The following is a 15,820-nucleotide window of genomic DNA, read 5'->3' as shown; positions in this document are numbered from 1 at the left end:
TTCCATATCAATATGATTGTGTTTTTCCATGTTCGTGTGTTTCTATATCGATGTGAATCCACGCCCACACGAACATGGATTCGTGTGTGAGTAGAAACACATTTTCTAGGGGAGATAAGTCGATGACCGTCGTGATCGCCGCCATCAATGGCAAGGGAGGCGCGGGCAAGACGACCGCGCTGATGAACATCGCCGGCGAATATGCCCTGCGCGGCGGACGTGTCGCCATGATCGACATGGACGCCCGGAACAACCTCATGAAGTGGTGGACGGACTGTCAGGAGAAGGACGCTCAGCCCGAGGGCATCGAAGTCTACAGCCACAAGACGGCAAGAGGATTGGAGCGCTGGATGGAAGACAACAACAGTGTATTCGATCACGTGCTGATCGACACGCCCGGCGAGGACACGTCGATCGTGGACCCGGTGATCGCGGCGGCCGACCTGGTGATCTCGCCGATCCAGCCGTCAAAACGCGAAGTGCTCGGTGCCATCGACAGTTTCGAGAATGTGCTGCGCGTAAACGAAGCGCTGGGCAGGACTTGCCGCCATGGCGTCCTGCGGACCCGGATCACCGTGACGGTCCGGCACACGGAACTGTACCGAAAGATCAGGCCGATCATCGAGGACAAGGTCGGAACCTATCTGTTCCGCACCGAGGTGTTCGAGCGCAATGTCTACAAGGACATCCACAACGGCATCGGCACGCTTCAGATGCTGGAGGTGACGGAGGCGATCGCCAAGGCGCGGCGGGAAACGCAGGCGCTGGTCGCGGAGGTCGACGAAATGCTCATGAACGAGGCGGCGACGGGACGGGCAGCATGAGCGGGAAGGAAAGCCTGTCGCTGGACGAATTCGTCACCGCGCCACGCCGGCAGCGTCCGGCGGCTCCCTCTCACCCCGGGCGCGCGCAGAACGAGGGTACGGCCGCGACGAGGGCCATGCCGGACGCTGTGACAGAAGTAGAACGCGAGAAGGGCGAGACGTCCAGCGAAGCGAGCAAGGCGCTGCGGCAGATGAAACGGGCGCGGATGAAAGGGGCGAGCCACTTCGTGAATGTCAATCTGGATCGCGACACGAAGCGCCGGCTCAAGCTGGCCTCCTTCAACCTGGAAACGTCCATGCAGGCCCTTATGGAGAAGGCCATTCGACAGTATCTGGACGCGAACGGATTTTGACGGGAAGTGTGGTCTGCACCGAGCTACGCCGAGAGTCGAGTTGATGTCGTGTCCGAATCCCTGCTAGGAATACTATCGTTTTGGCTCCGATTTTTGGGGTTTGGAGCCAAATTGGGGATTTTCCCGTCTCTTTTGGCGGGGTTGGGGCAGCGAGCGGATTCGAGCGAGCCAGACAATGGCAATCAAGGACGTACAGACTTACATCGACAGGCATGGCCTTGTCGAAACGGAGGATTCCGAGGCTGGAAAGCCGATCTGGCGCAAGCCGGGATTTGACGGCATTCGCGGTCTCCTCGAAATCGAGGAGGAACTGAGCCGCTTCCTGCGGGAGCGGCGCGATGCGCAAAATCTGAACCGCGAGCAGGTCGGCATCATGGTCGGCCTGCATCACGAAATTTACGCCCGGCATGAGCGGGCTGGAGCCAAGTTACGAGTAACACGGCTACTGCATCTGGCCGAACTGCTCGATTTCTCACCAATCGAAGCGATCTACGCGGCGGCTCCGCAGTTCTTCGGCGAGACCGAGCAGGAGGCGGAGGTCAGGTTCAAGCTCGTGATGCGAATGCTGGACCTGCCGGCTGCGACGGCACAGAACCTTCTCATGCTGGTCGAGGAACTGTCGCCGGACAGCGGGACGGACAACGCGACCAAGCCGACAGACCCGAAACGTCGGGGCTGACTGGGCACGATAGACAGGAACGGTACTATCGACCGATAGGCGGCGTCGACACGGTGAGCCCGCCGCGCCGTGATAAACAGAAGATCGAGGCGGCTTTTCGCCGCCTCGATCGCCGGTCTCATGGGTGGTTAGCTTCGGTCATTGCGAGCACCTCGTCCGGGTTGGCCCCTGTGCTTGCCCACCACGCCGCCTCGGCTTCGGCCTCGCTGTAGTAGACATTCTCGACGCTGAACCTCGCGCCGCTGACGTCCTCGATTTCGGCGATGATCCTACTGAGGCCGCAGAGCTTACCGGCCGGAACCGGCACCGCGATTGGGATTTCTGAGTCGCGGTGATGCCATTCACCGGTGTAGAAATTGAAATATTCGTGCGTGAGATCGTCGACCAGATAGTCGTCGAGAAGCGCGACCGGCTCAATCAGCCACGTTTCATAGTAGGCCATCTGGTAGTGGTGAAGGTCGTAGAAGGCGTCCTCTTCGTCCGATGTGCCGCGCGCTGCAACAAGGGTCCGGTCGGCCGCGAGGATCTTGCGCTGCGCGTCGATCATTCTCGCAAGCTTCGCAGCGACGGTGTCGTGCACAGTGCGGGCGAGTTCGGTATCGCACCCGAGACGACTGGCCAGAACGCGGATCCACAAGCCCGAGAGTTGCGCGAAAAGCATGAGAGTGTTGTGTGCCATGTCATGGTCTCCTTCATCTTGATGACGGAGGCCGGCGACGGGCAAGTCGAGCATCGGGTCAAGGATCGCGCAGCGACCGCCAGAGGCGGCGCGTGGGGGTCCCGATTTTCTGACGGCGCCCGCCAGGTGGACGGCTGAAAATTGGCGGGACCGCGCGTCCTTGAGGCGATGGGAGCGGCCAGTAGACTGGGATGTCAGAGAGATAGAGACCCGCATCCCCGATCGGGGATGCGCCCATATGCGGCGATCAGCCGGCGGGGTGCGCGAGAGGTTGCCCCTCGTGGCATCGGGGGCGGTCGATCCGGTCCCGGATGCCCTGCGAGAGGGGATCGTTACCGAAGGCGGAGACCGCTTCAGCGGGCTCCGTGAGCGGCGCGCGAGCGAAGCGAATAGAGCCCGGTCGGCCGCAGGTCGGCTCGCCCGGCCACCGCACCTCAACGGATGCATCAACATCCTGAATCGATGAGGCCGGACCGATTCATAGAACTCGTTGGACGGCGTTGATCCCAGACGCAACGATCACGTTATGCAAACCGAAGACGCGATCCATCTCCACCGCATCGATCCTGCGTGCAACATGGCACGGTTCTATCGCCTGTCGGCGACCCCGAGCCTGTTCGGCGATATCTGTCTCGTGCGGGAGTGGGGAAGGATCGGCCGGCCAAGCCGTATGCGCATTGACCTCTACGCTAGCGCGGAGGATGCGAAAGTCGCACGCCTTGCATTGGAACGAGCCAAGAGGCGACGCGGCTACCGTGACGCGCCTGGAGATAGGTGAGAAGGATCATCATGACGACCGGGCAAAAAAAGTGGCCCGCGCTGCCGATTCCGACGAAGCCGCCCCTTCATTCTGAGATGATGCCGCCCCCGGATTCCGACTTGATGTCGCCCCCGTTGGGCCGGGGTCTTGCTGGCTATGATTGTTGTCGTTTCGGTCACCTTCCGTGTCAAGCTTTCCGCTGCTGGTTTCGGCGCATGCTCTCGCCCGTCAGATCGATGCGATGGGCGTTGTGCACAAGCCTGTCGAGGATGGCGGCGGCGTAGGTCGGATTTCCGATCACGTCATGCCATGCTGATACAGGCAACTGGCTGGTGATGAGGGTCGACCGCCGCCCGTATCGATCTTCGAGGATTTCGAGGAGATCATGGCGTGCCTGATCGTCGAGCGGCTCAAGACCCCAATCGTCGAGGATCAGCAACTGGACATTGCCGAGCGTGCGTTGCAGGCGCACATAGCGTCCATCGCCTCGGGCCAGCGCCAGATTGGCGAACAGTCTTGGAACGCGCTGATAGAGAACCGATCGGTCATCGCGGCAGGCTTTGTGACCCAAGGCGCAGGCGAGCCAACTTTTGCCGACGCCGGCCGGCCCGCAGATGGCTAAATTGTCATGGGCGTCGATCCAGTCGCCGGTGACGAGCTTGAAGAACAGCGCTCGGTCGAGCCCGCGCTCGCTGCGATAGTCGATATCCTCGGGCGCCGCCTGATGCCGGAGCTTGGCGAAGCGGAGGCGCGCGGCGAGCTTTCGATCATGGCGCCAGGTCCACTCTCGTTCGAGCAGCAGGCCGAGCCACTCGGCATGGGACAGCGGTTCGGCCTCGGCATTGGCGGCGAGTTCGTCGAATGCCTTGGCCATGCCGGTCAGGCCCATGGCGTGCAGGCGGTCGAGGGTGGGATGCGCAAGCATGTCTTTCTCCTTCAGTGGTAATAACGTGAGCCGCGGATGTTCGGATGGTCGATGGGATCTCGTGATGCCGGCCGCGGCGCCGACGCCTGGTCGAGGCAGTTGTCGAGGATCGATCTGACGGAGCCGTAGGTCCGAGCGCCGATCTCGAGCGCACGGCCGCAGGCCGCGTTGACCCGCTCCCGGCCGAAGCCCTTGACCAGGCGGATGATGCCCAGGCAGGCGCGGAATCCCTGCTCGGGATGCGGACGGTCGGCGAGAATGCGTTCGCACAGCAGCGCCGCGTTCGGGCCGATCGCGGAGGCCTCGCGGTTGATCCGCTCGATCGTCCAGTCGGCGAAGCGCCGGTGCGAGGATGGCATGTGCTCCGGGACCGTCGTATGCCGGCCGTTGCCGCTCGATCGCATATGGGCGGCGATCCGCTCGCCCTTGCGGAACAGTTCGATCGTGTTTGCGGTAATCCGCGCCTCGACCTGCTCGCGCGCGAAGCGGTAAGGCACCGAGTAATAATGGCGCTCCATCTCGACATGATAATCGAGACCGGCACGGCGCAACCGCCATTCGGCGAATACGTAGCGTTCGGCCGGCAGCGGGCGCAGCGCCGGTCGATCGATCTCTTCGAACAGCTGACGCCGCGTGCGGCCGACCCGGCGCAATATCCGGCGCTCGTTCAGATCGGCGAGCAATTCGCTGATCGCGGCATTGACGTCGGCCAGGCTGTAAAAGACGCGGTGGCGCAGCCGGCCGAGGAGCCAGCGCTCGACAATCAGCACCGCCGCCTCAACCTTCGCCTTGTCGCGTGGCCGCCGCGGCCGGGTCGGCAACACCGCGCTGTCATAATGCGCCGCCATCGCGGCGTAGCTGCGGTTGACCTGCGGATCGTAGCGGCAGGCCTTGATCACCGCGACCTTCGCATTGTCGGGAACGAACAGCGCCGGCGCGCCGCCAAACGCCTCCAGCGCATGCACATGGCAGCCGATCCAGTCCGCTAGCGTCTCGCTCCAGCGCGCCTCCGCATAGGACAGGCTCGACGCGCCGAGCACCGCGACAAAGAGATGCGCTTGCCGGGTCTTGCCCGTGAGCCGGTCGACGACCACCGTCACCGTGTCGCCCGCATAATCGACGAACAGCTTGTCGCCGGCGGCATGGTTCTGCCGCATCGTCACCGGCAGGCTTGCCGCCCAGCCCCGGTAAAGGTCGCAGAAGCGGCTGTAGCGATAGCCATCCCGGTGACGCGCGATATATTCGTCCCAAAGGATCTGCAGCGTCACGTATTTGCGCTTGAGCTCGCGATGGACATAGGCCCAGTCGGGTTCGACGCTGCGACGGTGGCCCGTCTTCGTGCCCGCGGCCCTGTAAAGCGCGGCTTCCAGAACCGCATCGGTGATCTCATCGCCCAACGGCCAGGTCAGCTCGGCAGCCTCGGCGCGTCGCAGCGTCTCGCGCACCGTCGAAGGCGCGGCCCCCACTCGGTACGAGATCGCCTTGTGGCCAAGACCATCTTCAAATCGGTATCGCAAAATCTCGCGGACACGCCGCATGGTCACTCTCTCCGCCGGCATCTGGTTCCCTCCTCCGGACAAGCCAAAAGAAGCGAACCTGAACGCACCAGCAGACCCTGCCCACCGCCCCGAAATAGGGGGCGGCATCATCTCGGTATCAGGGGGCGACTAATTCTCGGAACAGGGGGGCGAGATCATTTCGGAACAAGGGGGCGACATGCGTCGGAATCAGCACCGCGCCGGATCGTCACCCAGCGCGGGCCTTTCGGTTGAGGCGACTATTTCGTCTGCGGATGTCGCAGGAGGGCGGAGAGAGGACCGTCGTGCGGCGGCCTGTCGGCATCTCTGGCCTTGTCGTCGGCAAGCTGCACCGCGACACTCTCGGATAGTGTGAAGCGGTAGCCTTCGGCTAGCGCCGCATGATGGAGCCCATCCAGCGTCTCGAACTCGTAATCGAAAGTGCCGAGCCAGAGCGCAGGGTCATCGGTGACTTGGTGCGGAAACGCCTGCAGGAAGAAGGTGCGAAGCGGCGGATCGTAGCCGATGACGGCGTCGGGATCTGAGCGGCCTCCGCTCGTGACGGTAACGGTGTAGCGGCTCATGGAAGCCTCCTGTTCTTGTGGAGCGGAACGGGCCGGCCCCTTGTGGGGCCGGCCCGTTGCGGCTCACTGCGGGTTGTTCCAGAGGATGACCTTCTTCGTCTCGTCGCCGCCGGGGGCGGGAGCGAGGTTGCCGAAGATCACGCCGATCTCGGGAGCCTCGAGCTTGACCGAGAGGTATTCCTCGCCCGAACGCTGGGAGATGCGGTGCCAGCCGGCTCCGATCTCGAAGCCCGTGCGCTTGTTGACGATGCGGTAGTCCGGGGCGTCCTCGCGGGACTTGGTGTTGTTCGGGATCAAGGTGATCGGGGCGTTGACCCGCAGCGTGGCGAACACGCCTTCCATCGAGCCGTCGGCCTTGGCGGTGAGGTTTGCGATCGTGGTGGCCATGGTAGTAGTTCTCCTTCGGTTGCATCGGGACCATTCCCGATGGCGTCGAAGGAGAGGGCCGTCCTGCTGCGGTCATCTCGGCACAAATTCTGGAAAATTCTATTTGCCGAAATCGGCGGGCCGCACTTTCAAGGGCCCCGCTTGCGGGAAGGAAAGTGCCTGGCCCGTAACCAAAAACGAAAATCGAATTTTCCTGAATTTTTGTCGAGAGTACCCCAACGGGGTTGACCGCATAAGGCAGGCGGTCCTCTACAAAGGCGACATGAAAAGGGAATGGACCGGATGTGACCGACGGCGAGGCACCCCCCGGCCACCATCGCAATCCCCACTGCCCCGGCGCGGCAATCAGGAGTGCGGTTTGCCCGGCTGCGAGCCTGCCCCTTCATCACCGTCCCGCGCCCGACTACCCCGCGCGGAGGTCCCTGCCCCGTCTTCCGTCACGCGTCCGGTCCCGCGGTCGCTGCGGCTGGTGACGCTCTGTCGCGGCGCCGGCCGGGTACTTCCCGGGTCAAGCGCTGCAGCCGGGAATGCGCTGCCTGATCCCGTAACCGCCCTACCCGCGGGCGCGGCAGACAGGCAGGACGTTTCTGAGGATTGCCGGCAGGCTGCGACGGGTCGGCTTCGCAAAGGAGCCGGTGAACGCCTGCGGCCGGGTCAGCGCGGACGGTATTAGCCGCCCCGGTCGCGATCTGGTGTCTGTCGGCTCGCCGCGATCAGTCGGCCAGTGCGAGGCGCTCGTCCGCCGTCATGCGTGCATCGACCTCGCGGCGCACGTCAGATCCAGCATGGTGCACCATGGCCTGCCAATTCTCGATGTTGTGGATTGTCGCAACCCTGCCGCGCATCATGTCGTAGACGACGCAGGGGCTGCCGATCACGGCAAGGCGCAGCATGTTGAGGCAGGTGCCCGGGGATGCGCCGTCCCAGATCATCAGACCGAAGTCGGCGCGGCGAGCCATTTCGCGGTCCTTCCCGGCGTGGACGGCAAAGCCTTGCGCATCGTCCGGTGGGGGAATGCGATAGGCAGCCCAGTCGCCGAGATTGTTGCGGGGTTCTGCTCCGGAATGGAAGACGCCGACATGCTCGTAGTTGTAGCCTGCGAGCAGGCCCTGCATCTCGGCGTCGGCTCCCGGCGCATCGCCGATCAGCACACCGTGCTCGGCCGAGACGATTGCGCCGATCCGTTCGATCGCGGGGAACGGCAGTTCAAAGATGTCGCGTGAGCCGCCCAAAAATATCATCGCCATGGTCGCTTTCCTTTCTCTCAAATCAACCACCCCGGCCCGGCTCTCCTCTCCCTCTCTCCCGCGCGAGGGATCGTCACCTAAGGCCGAGACGGCGAACCCGGCTCGGGGAGCGGCGGCACACCGCGAGTAGAGCCCGGCCGGCCGCAGGCCGGCGCGCTCTGACAGATCGGGAGACGGGAACTTCAGTCAGCGCGCATAGCGCAGGAGAATCGACAGATTTTCCCACGAGGAAGAAGGACCAACCGTGCAAGGAGCGCTCGGCGTCGACTCGCGATGACAATGACTGAATGGGCAAAGAAATCAGCGTCGTCGGTCAGCCCGATCGGTCAACACCTGTCAATCCAGGCGGCTGATGCGACGTCCCGATTGTCGTGCTTGGGCAAAGGCGGTCGCAACCTTCATCACGAAGGCTTTGCTGAAACGGCCGAGGACATGGCTGCCCGGCTCGATGTACCAGGAGCGCTCGGCGATATCATAATTGTATTCGTCGACGACGATCCAGCATCGCTTGAGGTCGCCGAGTCCGGCGCGCTGGCGCTCTATCTCCGGGATGTCCAGCGCCATGCGACCGCCCTGCGGCGGCTGCGTGGTGATGGCTAGCAGCGCTAGATGCGTGAGTTCGTCGTTCACGTCGCGCACGGCGACGATGACACAGGTCGGCCGGTTCTTGCGGCCTTCGGTCTCGCCGCGATCCTGCTGCCATGCCCAGAGATAGGGATAGGCGATGATCTGACCGGGCAGGTATTCACGGCTCATCGTCATAGCCCTCGCCGCGCGCGAGCCGGTCGATCTCCCCGGCGAAGAGGTCCTTGTGCTCCTGCGGCATCTCGGAGACGGGATAGGCGCGACGCGGATTCCGGCCTGTACGCATCCGCTCATAATGCTCGTAGCTCATAAGCACGAAGCGGGGTTTGCGGTGCTTGGTCAGCACAATCGGTTCGCGGCTGGCGGCATCGGTGACGTCGCCTACCTGCTTGTTGAGATCGCCTGTCGTGAACTGTCGCATGCCATAGCTCCTTATCGAACTCCATTTTATCCCGATTTTCCCGATTTGCAAGAAAAGCTCTGACGGTATGACACCAGAGCGGCGGATCCAGGAAGCTATGCGCGCGACAAACCCGACCGCGCAGACAGTCGGGTTCTTCGACGCGGTAAAAGGGAGGTGGCGCTCACGCGCCACCCTCGGTGAAGCGCCAGACGGGGATGCCAAGGCGGCGTGCCTTGTCGGCGAGGTTCTCGGTGATGCCGGAGCCGGGGAAGACGATTAGGCCGTAGGGCACGACGGACAGCAGCTGATCGTTGCGGCGGAAGGGTGCGGCCTTGGCGTGCCGGTTCCAGTCGGGCTTGAAGGCGATCTGCGTGACCTTGCGGTTCTCCGCCCAGCAGGCGGCGATGCGCTCGGCGCCGCGCGGGCTGCCGCCATGGAGCAGCACCATGTCCGGGTGCTTCTCATGGGCCTTGTCGAGCGCCTCCCAGATCCGATCGTGATCGTTGCAATCGAGACCGCCGGCGAAGGCGATCTTGGTACCAGCGGGCACCAGCACCTCGGTCTCGGCGCGGCGGCGTGCGGCGAGGAAGTCCCGGGAGTCGATCACCGCCGACGTCATCGCCTGATGGGAGACCTTGGACCCGGTGCGCGGCCGCCATGCCGACCCTGTTTGCGCCTCGTAGAGGTCGGCGGCCTCGTCGCGCATGATTTCCAGCACGTTGCGGCGCTCGATATAGGTGGTGCCCTCGGCCGTGAGCCGTTCCAGCTCGACGGACTTCACCTCGGAGCCGTCCTGCTCTCCCTGGCTCGATCGCTGCGCTTCCTCGTTGCGGTCGAGGTTGCGGGCGACGCGCTCGGCGGCGCGGTGGAAGAGATTGGCGAAGGACCAGAGCAGGTCGTCGAGGTCGGGTTCGAGCCTGGTGTCGCCGAGCATGCCGGCGAAGGTCTCGACGATCCCGGCGAGGCCGGCACGGATCACCTCGTCGTCGGGCAACGGGCGGGGATCGGGCTCGTCCTGATGCGGGCGATGGCCGTACATCTGCAGTTCGAGGATGACGCGGTCGGTCGGCGAGGAGGCGTGGTAGGGCTCGTAGACGTCGTCGAAAGGAAGCTCGTACGTCATGGCGTGTCTCCGTCGGTTGTGCCGCGCCGATCGCGGCCTGACAGCGAAACCCGGCCGCGCCCAGGGCGCGGCCGCACCGAAGGCCGGAGTGAAGCGGAGGACGGCGCAGCCGTTGCGGCCGTGACCGGGGAGTGGCAGGGATCGCCTCTCGGCAGGCCGCGGGCGCGGCCTCTCCGATGGACCTCCGCCATGCCTGCGGGCGTTGCGGTGACGCCGCCCCTGCCCGCCTGCCGCCTGCCGGCCGGAACCGGTCATGCGGGCGGCAGGAACAGACGGGCATCCTCCGGCACGAGCTGTTCGCGCAGGCATGCCGCGAGATGGGCCGGGCCGAGATGGCGCAGATCGTCGTTGAAGTCGCCGAGCTGCGGCCGTAACGCCAGAGCGAGGATCCCGGCCTCACCGGCGCGCTGGCTGAGACGCTCGATGCCATGCCGGCCGGCGGCGTCCGCATCGGCCGCGATGTAGAGGCGACGGCAGCCAGGCGGGAAGGTCAGGCCCGCGAGGTGATTGGCCGAGGTGGCCGCGGCCACCGGCAGCGCCGGCATCAGCGTCCTCAGCGACGCCATCGTCTCGAAACCTTCGCCGGCGGCCATCACTGGAACGGGCACACCGGGATCGAGGCCAAGCCAGATGCCGTTGCCGAGCAGGTGACCGAGCGACCGGCGCGGATCAGCGACGGGCGCCTTGCCGTTGCCTGCCGGATCGAGCCAGGTGCGCTGGACCCCGGCGATACGTCCGTCGAGGCCGTTCACGGCCGCGATCAATGCGGGCAGGGTCAGCGTCTCGCCCGTCACGAGATCCCGGTAATAGCAGCTAGGGTGGAAGCGCAAGGTGCGCTCAGGCGCGGCCAGCAAAATGCCGCGGCCGGCGAGATAGCGTTCGGCAAGTGTGCCGGCGATCTGCTTCGACATGGCGAAGAGGCGCCGCGCAGCGTCTGGAGAGCCGCGCGCCGCAGGTGGTTCGCGCGTGGCGCCAGATGGTCTGGATTGGGATTCTGGCCGCGGCATGGCGAGGAAGCGACGCGCTTCATCGGCGACCTCGCGGAACTCGATGAGGCCGCAGGTTTCGCGGATCACATCGAGCAGATCGCCATGTTCGCCGTTCGATTCATCGACCCATTTGCCTGCTGGACCCTTTGCGTTTGCTTTCAGCCGCACATGCATGGATCGGCCGCGCGTATTGCGCACGTCGCCGACGATCCAGTGATTGCCGGAGCGATGACCCTTGGAGAGATACTCGCGGCACACCGCCTCGGCATATTCGCCTAGACGGCGCGCCAGTTCGGAGGCCGAGCCGGTCATGATCGCCTCCGTTCACGCTGCGGCCGTGCGGTCGGTAACACCGACCAGCGTGTGACGATCGAGAAGCGAGGCGAGCATGGTGGAGCCTTGCGCCGTGTTCGGAATGAACAGCCTGAGCTTCCAGGAGATGATCTCGGAAATCAGGCCGAGAGCCTTCAGGCGCGGGACCATTGCATCGGTGAAGCCGATCAACTCGACCCGGTAGTCGTTCATGACGCGGCTGCGGCGCAGGATCAGGCCATCGGCAAGCTGCAACCCGATCCGGCCGTCTGCCAGGCCGGTCCATGCCTCGTCCGGTGCGAGGGTCGGGACATCGTCGAGACCGAGATTGCGGAGCATGGTCGCGACCAGTGTCGGCGCGATATGGCGGCCGATAATGCGTTCGCCGGCATCGGTCTGGATCCGGTAGACACGACAGTCGTCGTCCGGCAGCCGACGCCAGATAGGCAGCAGCAAGCCGGTGACGATGTGGAAGGTGCTGGTGGTGAATTCCGGGACGGCGGCGACTTCGGCGTCCCAGAGTTCCGCGAACAGTTTGCGGTCGACGGGTTGCCAGTGGGTTTCCGCAAGCGCACCGAGGCCGAAGCGCTGCTCGTCGGTCGGTCGAAGCAGGCGCACACGGTGCTCGATCGTTCCGTCGTCGAGCATCAGGCTCGCCGTCGGCAACTGGATCGCCGCGCGTCTCGACCGCGTATTGGCGAGCAGGACCGATTGCGGCTCGGCGCGTTCGATCGCGAGCGCGTCGACCAAACCGAGAGGGCGAATGCGGTCCTTGCGGGCGACGGTGAGGACATGCGACTGCGCGCCCGAGACCGGATGGGTGTAGACCGTCCGACGATCGGTGACGGTGATGCTCTCCGCCGTGATCGTCTCCAGACCCTTGTCGTAGGCGCCGGCGGCAACCGCGCCTTCGATCTTGGCCGTCATCAACTGCTCGAACACTTCGAACAGCAGGTTCTGGGTCTCTATGCGCATCGCCAGCAGACGGTTGAGCCAGGTCGTGATCGGCGGCAACTCGTCGCGCAACCCGCCTTCATCTGTGGCTAGCGACAGCCCGGTGACCGCCTCGAAAGTGGTCAGCGAGTAGCCTTCGATCCTACCCTGATGCAGCAGCATGTAGAACTGCCGCAATGCCGCGCGGGCATAGGGGCTTTCCAGATTGTCCTCGGCGCGGAACAACCCTGCCCCGCCCGTCTGGCGCTGACCGCGCGTGATCGCGCCCAACGTGTCGAGCCGTCGTGCGATCGTCGAGAGGAAGCGCTTGCCGGCCTTCACGTTCGCTGCCATCGGCCGGAACAGGGGTGGCTGCGCCTGGTTGGTGCGATGGGTCCGTCCGAGACCCTGGATGGCGTTGTCGGCGCGCCATCCGGCTTCGAGCAGATAGTGCTTGCGCAACCTCTGGTTTTTTGCGCCGAGATCGGCGTGGTAGGATCGGCCGGTGCCACCGGCGTCCGAAAAGATCAGCACGCGCTTGTCGTCATCCATAAAACTCTGGGTCTCGGCGAGATTGGCAGAGCCGGGACGGTTCTCGACGGCGAGCCGGTCGATGCCGTCGCGGCCTGTCTTCCTGACGATACGGCGCGAGCGGCCTGTCACCTCGGCGACGGTGTCGGTGCCGAAGTGATGGATGATCTGGTCGAGCGCACTGCCGACCGGCGGCAGCGAGGCGAGCCTCTCGATCATCTCGTCGCGCCGGCGCAGGGCTTCCCGGCATTGGACCGGGTTGCCCTCCGCGTCATGCACGGACCGCGAATAGACGTTCCCCTCGGCATCGGAGTATTCCTCGAACAGCCGCGTCGGGAAGGAGTGCATCAAATACCCGCCGACATATTCGCGCGGTGTCACGTCAACATGCAGATCAGACCATTCCTCGGTCGGGATTTCGGCGAGCCGACGTTCCATCAGCGCCTCGCCGGTAGAGACGATCTGCACCACCGCCGAATGACCATCGGCGCGGTCCTGCTCGATCGCGCCGATCAGGGTGGGCGTCATCATCGAGGTGATCAAATGGCTGAAGAAGCGCTGCTTGGTGCTCTCGAAGGCCGATCGCGCTGCCGCCTTGGCGTGGCGGTTGAGCGTGGCGGAGTCACTGGTGATGTTGGCCGCCTCGAGCGCCGCGTTGAGGTTGTTGTGGATGACCTGGAAGGCGTCCGCATAGGCATTGTAGATGCGGATCTGCTCCTCGGTCAGTTCGTGCTCGAGGAGGTCGTATTCGACACCGTCATAGGAGAGCGAGCGCGCTGCATAAAGGCCAAGCGATTTGAGGTCGCGGGCAAGAACCTCCATGGCGGCGACGCCGCCATCCTCGATGGCCGCCACGAACTCGGCACGGTTGGCGAAGGGAAAGTCTTCACTGCCCCAGATGCCGAGGCGCTGGGCATAGGCGAGGTTTTCGACCGCTGTCGCGCCGGTTGCGGAGACGTAGACGACACGGGCGTCGGGCAGCGCATGCTGCAGGCGCAGGCCTGCCCTGCCCTGCTGCGAGGGCGCCACGTCGCCACGCTCGCCTTTGCTGCCCGCGGCATTGGCCATGGCGTGTGCTTCATCAAACACTACCACACCATCGAAGTCTCTTCCGATCCAATCGATGATCTGGGCAATCCGCGACTTCTTGCCCTCGCGTTCCTGCGAGCGCAGGGTCGCGTAAGTGGTGAACAGGATGCCTTCGGCAAGGCGGATCGGCGTTCCCTGCCGGAAGCGAGAGAGCGGCTGGACGAGAAGACGTTCCTGGCCAAGTGCTGCCCAGTCGCGCTGGGCGTCTTCGAGCAGCTTGTCAGACTTCGAGATCCAGATCGCACGGCGTCGGCCCTGAAGCCAATTGTCCAAAATGATGCCGGCGACCTGTCGACCCTTGCCGCACCCGGTTCCGTCACCCAGGAACCATCCCCGGCGGAACCGGACCGCGCGTTCGGCGCCTTCGGGGGCGGCCGAGACCACATCGCAGGTTTCGTCGACCGTCCAGTCACCGGAGAGATATGCGGAGTGGGCTTCACCCGCATAGATCACGCTCTCGAGTTGTGCGTCCGACAGTAGGCCTTCATCGATAATCGCATCCGGCAGCAGAGGCCGGTATGATGGCTTCGGCGGGGCGACCGCAGCCATCGCGGCCGACTGGACCAGCGGCGTCGGATGCGGCTTTGCCCGCGGAATTTGGATCGACTGGAGTGCATAGGGCTCATAGATCGTGTCGGTGAGCCGGCCACCTTCCTCCGGCATCCAGTCGCGCAGCTCATAAGCAAGCGGTGCCGCGGGGGCGATGTTTGCGGTGTCCGGGCCGATGGGCTTCGCCCGGGCAACTGGGCGGACTGACCGAACGGCTTTCGGAGCGGCCGCTGAAGCGGCGATGGGTGCGGCTTTCGCCGCAGATCGGGCGGCAGCCATTTGCATCGCGGCCTTGCGTAAGATGCCGTTCGACAGGGCGCCGATCGAGTTCGGATGGCCGCCGGGCGTCCTGAGCGGGATATCGGCAATCCAGGAGAGCAGCGTCTCGACGTCCATCGCCTTGCCGGGCGAGGCGACGAAGCGGGACGGGTCGGCTGCTGGCACCTTGTCGATGACCGTCAGGCGGGTTTCGGCGGTGGTTCCATGTCGGGCATAGACCCGGCCGTCGATAGCAGCGGTGAAGAGCATGGTTCCCCGGTGCTGCAACCGCTCGAAAGCAGGCCGCCATCTGGGGTTTTCCGGCGAGAGCCCGGCGCCGGTGATCGCGACAAGACGGCCGCCAACCCGCAGCCGTGCGAATGCCGATGACAGGTGCCGCCATGCCGCATCGGCGACATGGCCGTCGACATAGGCGCCGACCGAAAAAGGCGGGTTCATCAGCACGACGGATGGCTCGATGCCGGCATCGAGATGATCGTCGATATAGGTTGCGTCGTGTCGGGAGATCGGAACACGCGGAAACATCAGGCCGAGCAGATCGGCGCGCGTCGCGCCAAGCTCGTTGAGGGCGAGCGAAGCACGGACGATCTCGGCATGAACGGCGAGAAGGCCGGTCCCGGCCGAGGGTTCGAGCACGAGATCGGAAGAGCAGATCGCGGCTGCGTGGGCGGTGACGAAGGCGAGCGGCAGCGGCGTCGACAGCTGCTGCATGGCCTGGCTCTCGTCGGAGCGCCGTGTGTGGGTGGGAACAAGTTCGGCGATGCGTTTCATCATCGCCAGCGTCGCCTGCGGCGAGGCCGATCTGGGCAGGATCGCCGGTCCGAACCTGCGGATGAACAGGACCTGTGCGGCTTCGAGCGCCTCATAGGCGTCCTTCCAGATCCAGAATCCCTGGGCATCGGTGCCGCCGGAGCTCTCCGTCATGGCGGCGCGCAGTGCGCCTGTGGTGATGGGCTTGCCCTGTTCGAGAAGGGGAAGAAGCAGCACTGCCGCCTGGTCGATCGCCTGAGCGTTGTCGATGGCAACGGGTGCCGGTGCTGCAAGGGGAGCGGCCGTCCGGGCGACGGCCGAT

15 protein-coding genes are annotated in these 15,820 nt (G+C 64.6%); 4 read left to right on the top strand and 11 right to left on the bottom strand.

Going from position 1 to position 15,820, the window contains the following annotated elements; genetic code table 11:
* Positions 1-122: 122 nt before the first annotated feature.
* From GTW25_RS15150 to GTW25_RS15140, 3 genes are all read left to right on the top strand, one after another.
* On the top strand, positions 123-824 hold the full coding sequence (locus GTW25_RS15150) for a ParA family protein (RefSeq protein ID WP_252913097.1): 702 nt from the start codon (positions 123-125) through the stop codon (positions 822-824).
* Positions 821-1,177, top strand: coding sequence for a hypothetical protein (locus GTW25_RS15145; RefSeq protein ID WP_252913096.1), 357 nt, complete (start codon positions 821-823; stop codon positions 1,175-1,177). The genes GTW25_RS15150 and GTW25_RS15145 overlap by 4 nt, the downstream gene beginning before the upstream one ends.
* A gap of 175 nt (positions 1,178-1,352) precedes the next feature.
* The gene (locus tag GTW25_RS15140) at positions 1,353-1,856 is read left to right on the top strand and encodes a helix-turn-helix domain-containing protein (protein ID WP_252913095.1); all 504 of its coding nucleotides are present in this window, start codon (positions 1,353-1,355) and stop codon (positions 1,854-1,856) included.
* Positions 1,857-1,974: 118 nt separating this feature from the next.
* On the opposite strand, the gene GTW25_RS15135 is transcribed toward GTW25_RS15140, so the two are convergent.
* The gene (locus GTW25_RS15135) at positions 1,975-2,535 is read right to left on the bottom strand and encodes a hypothetical protein (protein ID WP_252913094.1); all 561 of its coding nucleotides are present in this window, start codon (positions 2,533-2,535) and stop codon (positions 1,975-1,977) included.
* Between the two features lie 526 nt (positions 2,536-3,061).
* Between GTW25_RS15135 and GTW25_RS15130 the strand changes: the two genes are divergently transcribed.
* Complete coding sequence (locus GTW25_RS15130; protein WP_257810527.1) at positions 3,062-3,313, top strand: WGR domain-containing protein; 252 nt, start codon at positions 3,062-3,064, stop codon at positions 3,311-3,313.
* A gap of 169 nt (positions 3,314-3,482) precedes the next feature.
* Here GTW25_RS15130 and istB read toward each other — a convergent pair whose 3' ends face one another.
* From istB to GTW25_RS15080, 10 genes are all read right to left on the bottom strand, one after another.
* Positions 3,483-4,220 (bottom strand): IS21-like element helper ATPase IstB, encoded by a 738-nt coding sequence (gene istB, locus GTW25_RS15125; RefSeq protein ID WP_252913093.1) that lies wholly within the window; start codon positions 4,218-4,220, stop codon positions 3,483-3,485.
* Positions 4,221-4,231: 11 nt separating this feature from the next.
* The gene (istA, locus tag GTW25_RS15120; RefSeq protein WP_252913220.1) at positions 4,232-5,758 is read right to left on the bottom strand and encodes an IS21 family transposase; all 1,527 of its coding nucleotides are present in this window, start codon (positions 5,756-5,758) and stop codon (positions 4,232-4,234) included.
* A 239-nt stretch (positions 5,759-5,997) separates the two neighbouring features.
* Positions 5,998-6,321 carry a hypothetical protein gene (locus GTW25_RS15115; protein ID WP_252913092.1) on the bottom strand — a complete coding sequence of 108 codons (324 nt, stop codon included), beginning with the start codon at positions 6,319-6,321 and terminating at the stop codon, positions 5,998-6,000.
* 63 nt (positions 6,322-6,384) lie between these two features.
* Positions 6,385-6,708, bottom strand: coding sequence for a DUF736 domain-containing protein (locus GTW25_RS15110; RefSeq protein ID WP_252913091.1), 324 nt, complete (start codon positions 6,706-6,708; stop codon positions 6,385-6,387).
* A gap of 713 nt (positions 6,709-7,421) precedes the next feature.
* The gene (locus tag GTW25_RS15105) at positions 7,422-7,955 is read right to left on the bottom strand and encodes a hypothetical protein (RefSeq protein ID WP_252913090.1); all 534 of its coding nucleotides are present in this window, start codon (positions 7,953-7,955) and stop codon (positions 7,422-7,424) included.
* Positions 7,956-8,291: 336 nt separating this feature from the next.
* On the bottom strand, positions 8,292-8,711 hold the full coding sequence (locus GTW25_RS15100) for a hypothetical protein (RefSeq protein WP_252913089.1): 420 nt from the start codon (positions 8,709-8,711) through the stop codon (positions 8,292-8,294).
* Positions 8,701-8,961: a type II toxin-antitoxin system prevent-host-death family antitoxin gene (locus GTW25_RS15095; RefSeq protein WP_252913088.1), complete on the bottom strand. Its 261-nt coding sequence runs from the start codon at positions 8,959-8,961 to the stop codon at positions 8,701-8,703. Before GTW25_RS15095 ends, GTW25_RS15100 begins: the two co-directional genes overlap by 11 nt.
* A 163-nt stretch (positions 8,962-9,124) precedes the next feature.
* A complete protein-coding gene (locus GTW25_RS15090) occupies positions 9,125-10,066 on the bottom strand; it encodes a DUF2493 domain-containing protein (protein WP_252913087.1) in 942 nt (313 codons plus the stop codon).
* Positions 10,067-10,317: 251 nt separating this feature from the next.
* On the bottom strand, positions 10,318-11,367 hold the full coding sequence (locus tag GTW25_RS15085; protein WP_252913086.1) for a DUF7146 domain-containing protein: 1,050 nt from the start codon (positions 11,365-11,367) through the stop codon (positions 10,318-10,320).
* Positions 11,368-11,379: 12 nt separating this feature from the next.
* The coding region (locus GTW25_RS15080) for a strawberry notch family protein (protein ID WP_290128069.1) at positions 11,380-15,820 on the bottom strand (4,441 nt) is incomplete at its 5' end.

It is taken from the genome of Aliihoeflea aestuarii, from assembly GCF_024105665.1.
In the GTDB taxonomy this organism is placed as follows: domain Bacteria; phylum Pseudomonadota; class Alphaproteobacteria; order Rhizobiales; family Rhizobiaceae; genus Aliihoeflea; species Aliihoeflea aestuarii.
This window is presented reverse-complemented; position numbering and strand designations above follow the sequence as displayed.

Excerpts from the sequence above, each read along its gene's own strand:
- GTW25_RS15150 (WP_252913097.1), top strand. The coding sequence starts at position 123 with ATGACCGTCGTGATCGCCGCCATCAATGGCAAGGGAGGCGCGGGCAAG.
- GTW25_RS15145 (WP_252913096.1), top strand. The coding sequence starts at position 821 with ATGAGCGGGAAGGAAAGCCTGTCGCTGGACGAATTCGTCACCGCGCCA.
- GTW25_RS15140 (WP_252913095.1), top strand. The coding sequence starts at position 1,353 with ATGGCAATCAAGGACGTACAGACTTACATCGACAGGCATGGCCTTGTC.
- GTW25_RS15135 (WP_252913094.1), bottom strand. The coding sequence starts at position 2,535 with ATGGCACACAACACTCTCATGCTTTTCGCGCAACTCTCGGGCTTGTGG.
- GTW25_RS15130 (WP_257810527.1), top strand. The coding sequence starts at position 3,062 with ATGCAAACCGAAGACGCGATCCATCTCCACCGCATCGATCCTGCGTGC.
- istB (WP_252913093.1), bottom strand. The coding sequence starts at position 4,220 with ATGCTTGCGCATCCCACCCTCGACCGCCTGCACGCCATGGGCCTGACC.
- istA (WP_252913220.1), bottom strand. The coding sequence starts at position 5,758 with ATGCGGCGTGTCCGCGAGATTTTGCGATACCGATTTGAAGATGGTCTT.
- GTW25_RS15115 (WP_252913092.1), bottom strand. The coding sequence starts at position 6,321 with ATGAGCCGCTACACCGTTACCGTCACGAGCGGAGGCCGCTCAGATCCC.
- GTW25_RS15110 (WP_252913091.1), bottom strand. The coding sequence starts at position 6,708 with ATGGCCACCACGATCGCAAACCTCACCGCCAAGGCCGACGGCTCGATG.
- GTW25_RS15105 (WP_252913090.1), bottom strand. The coding sequence starts at position 7,955 with ATGGCGATGATATTTTTGGGCGGCTCACGCGACATCTTTGAACTGCCG.
- GTW25_RS15100 (WP_252913089.1), bottom strand. The coding sequence starts at position 8,711 with ATGAGCCGTGAATACCTGCCCGGTCAGATCATCGCCTATCCCTATCTC.
- GTW25_RS15095 (WP_252913088.1), bottom strand. The coding sequence starts at position 8,961 with ATGCGACAGTTCACGACAGGCGATCTCAACAAGCAGGTAGGCGACGTC.
- GTW25_RS15090 (WP_252913087.1), bottom strand. The coding sequence starts at position 10,066 with ATGACGTACGAGCTTCCTTTCGACGACGTCTACGAGCCCTACCACGCC.
- GTW25_RS15085 (WP_252913086.1), bottom strand. The coding sequence starts at position 11,367 with ATGACCGGCTCGGCCTCCGAACTGGCGCGCCGTCTAGGCGAATATGCC.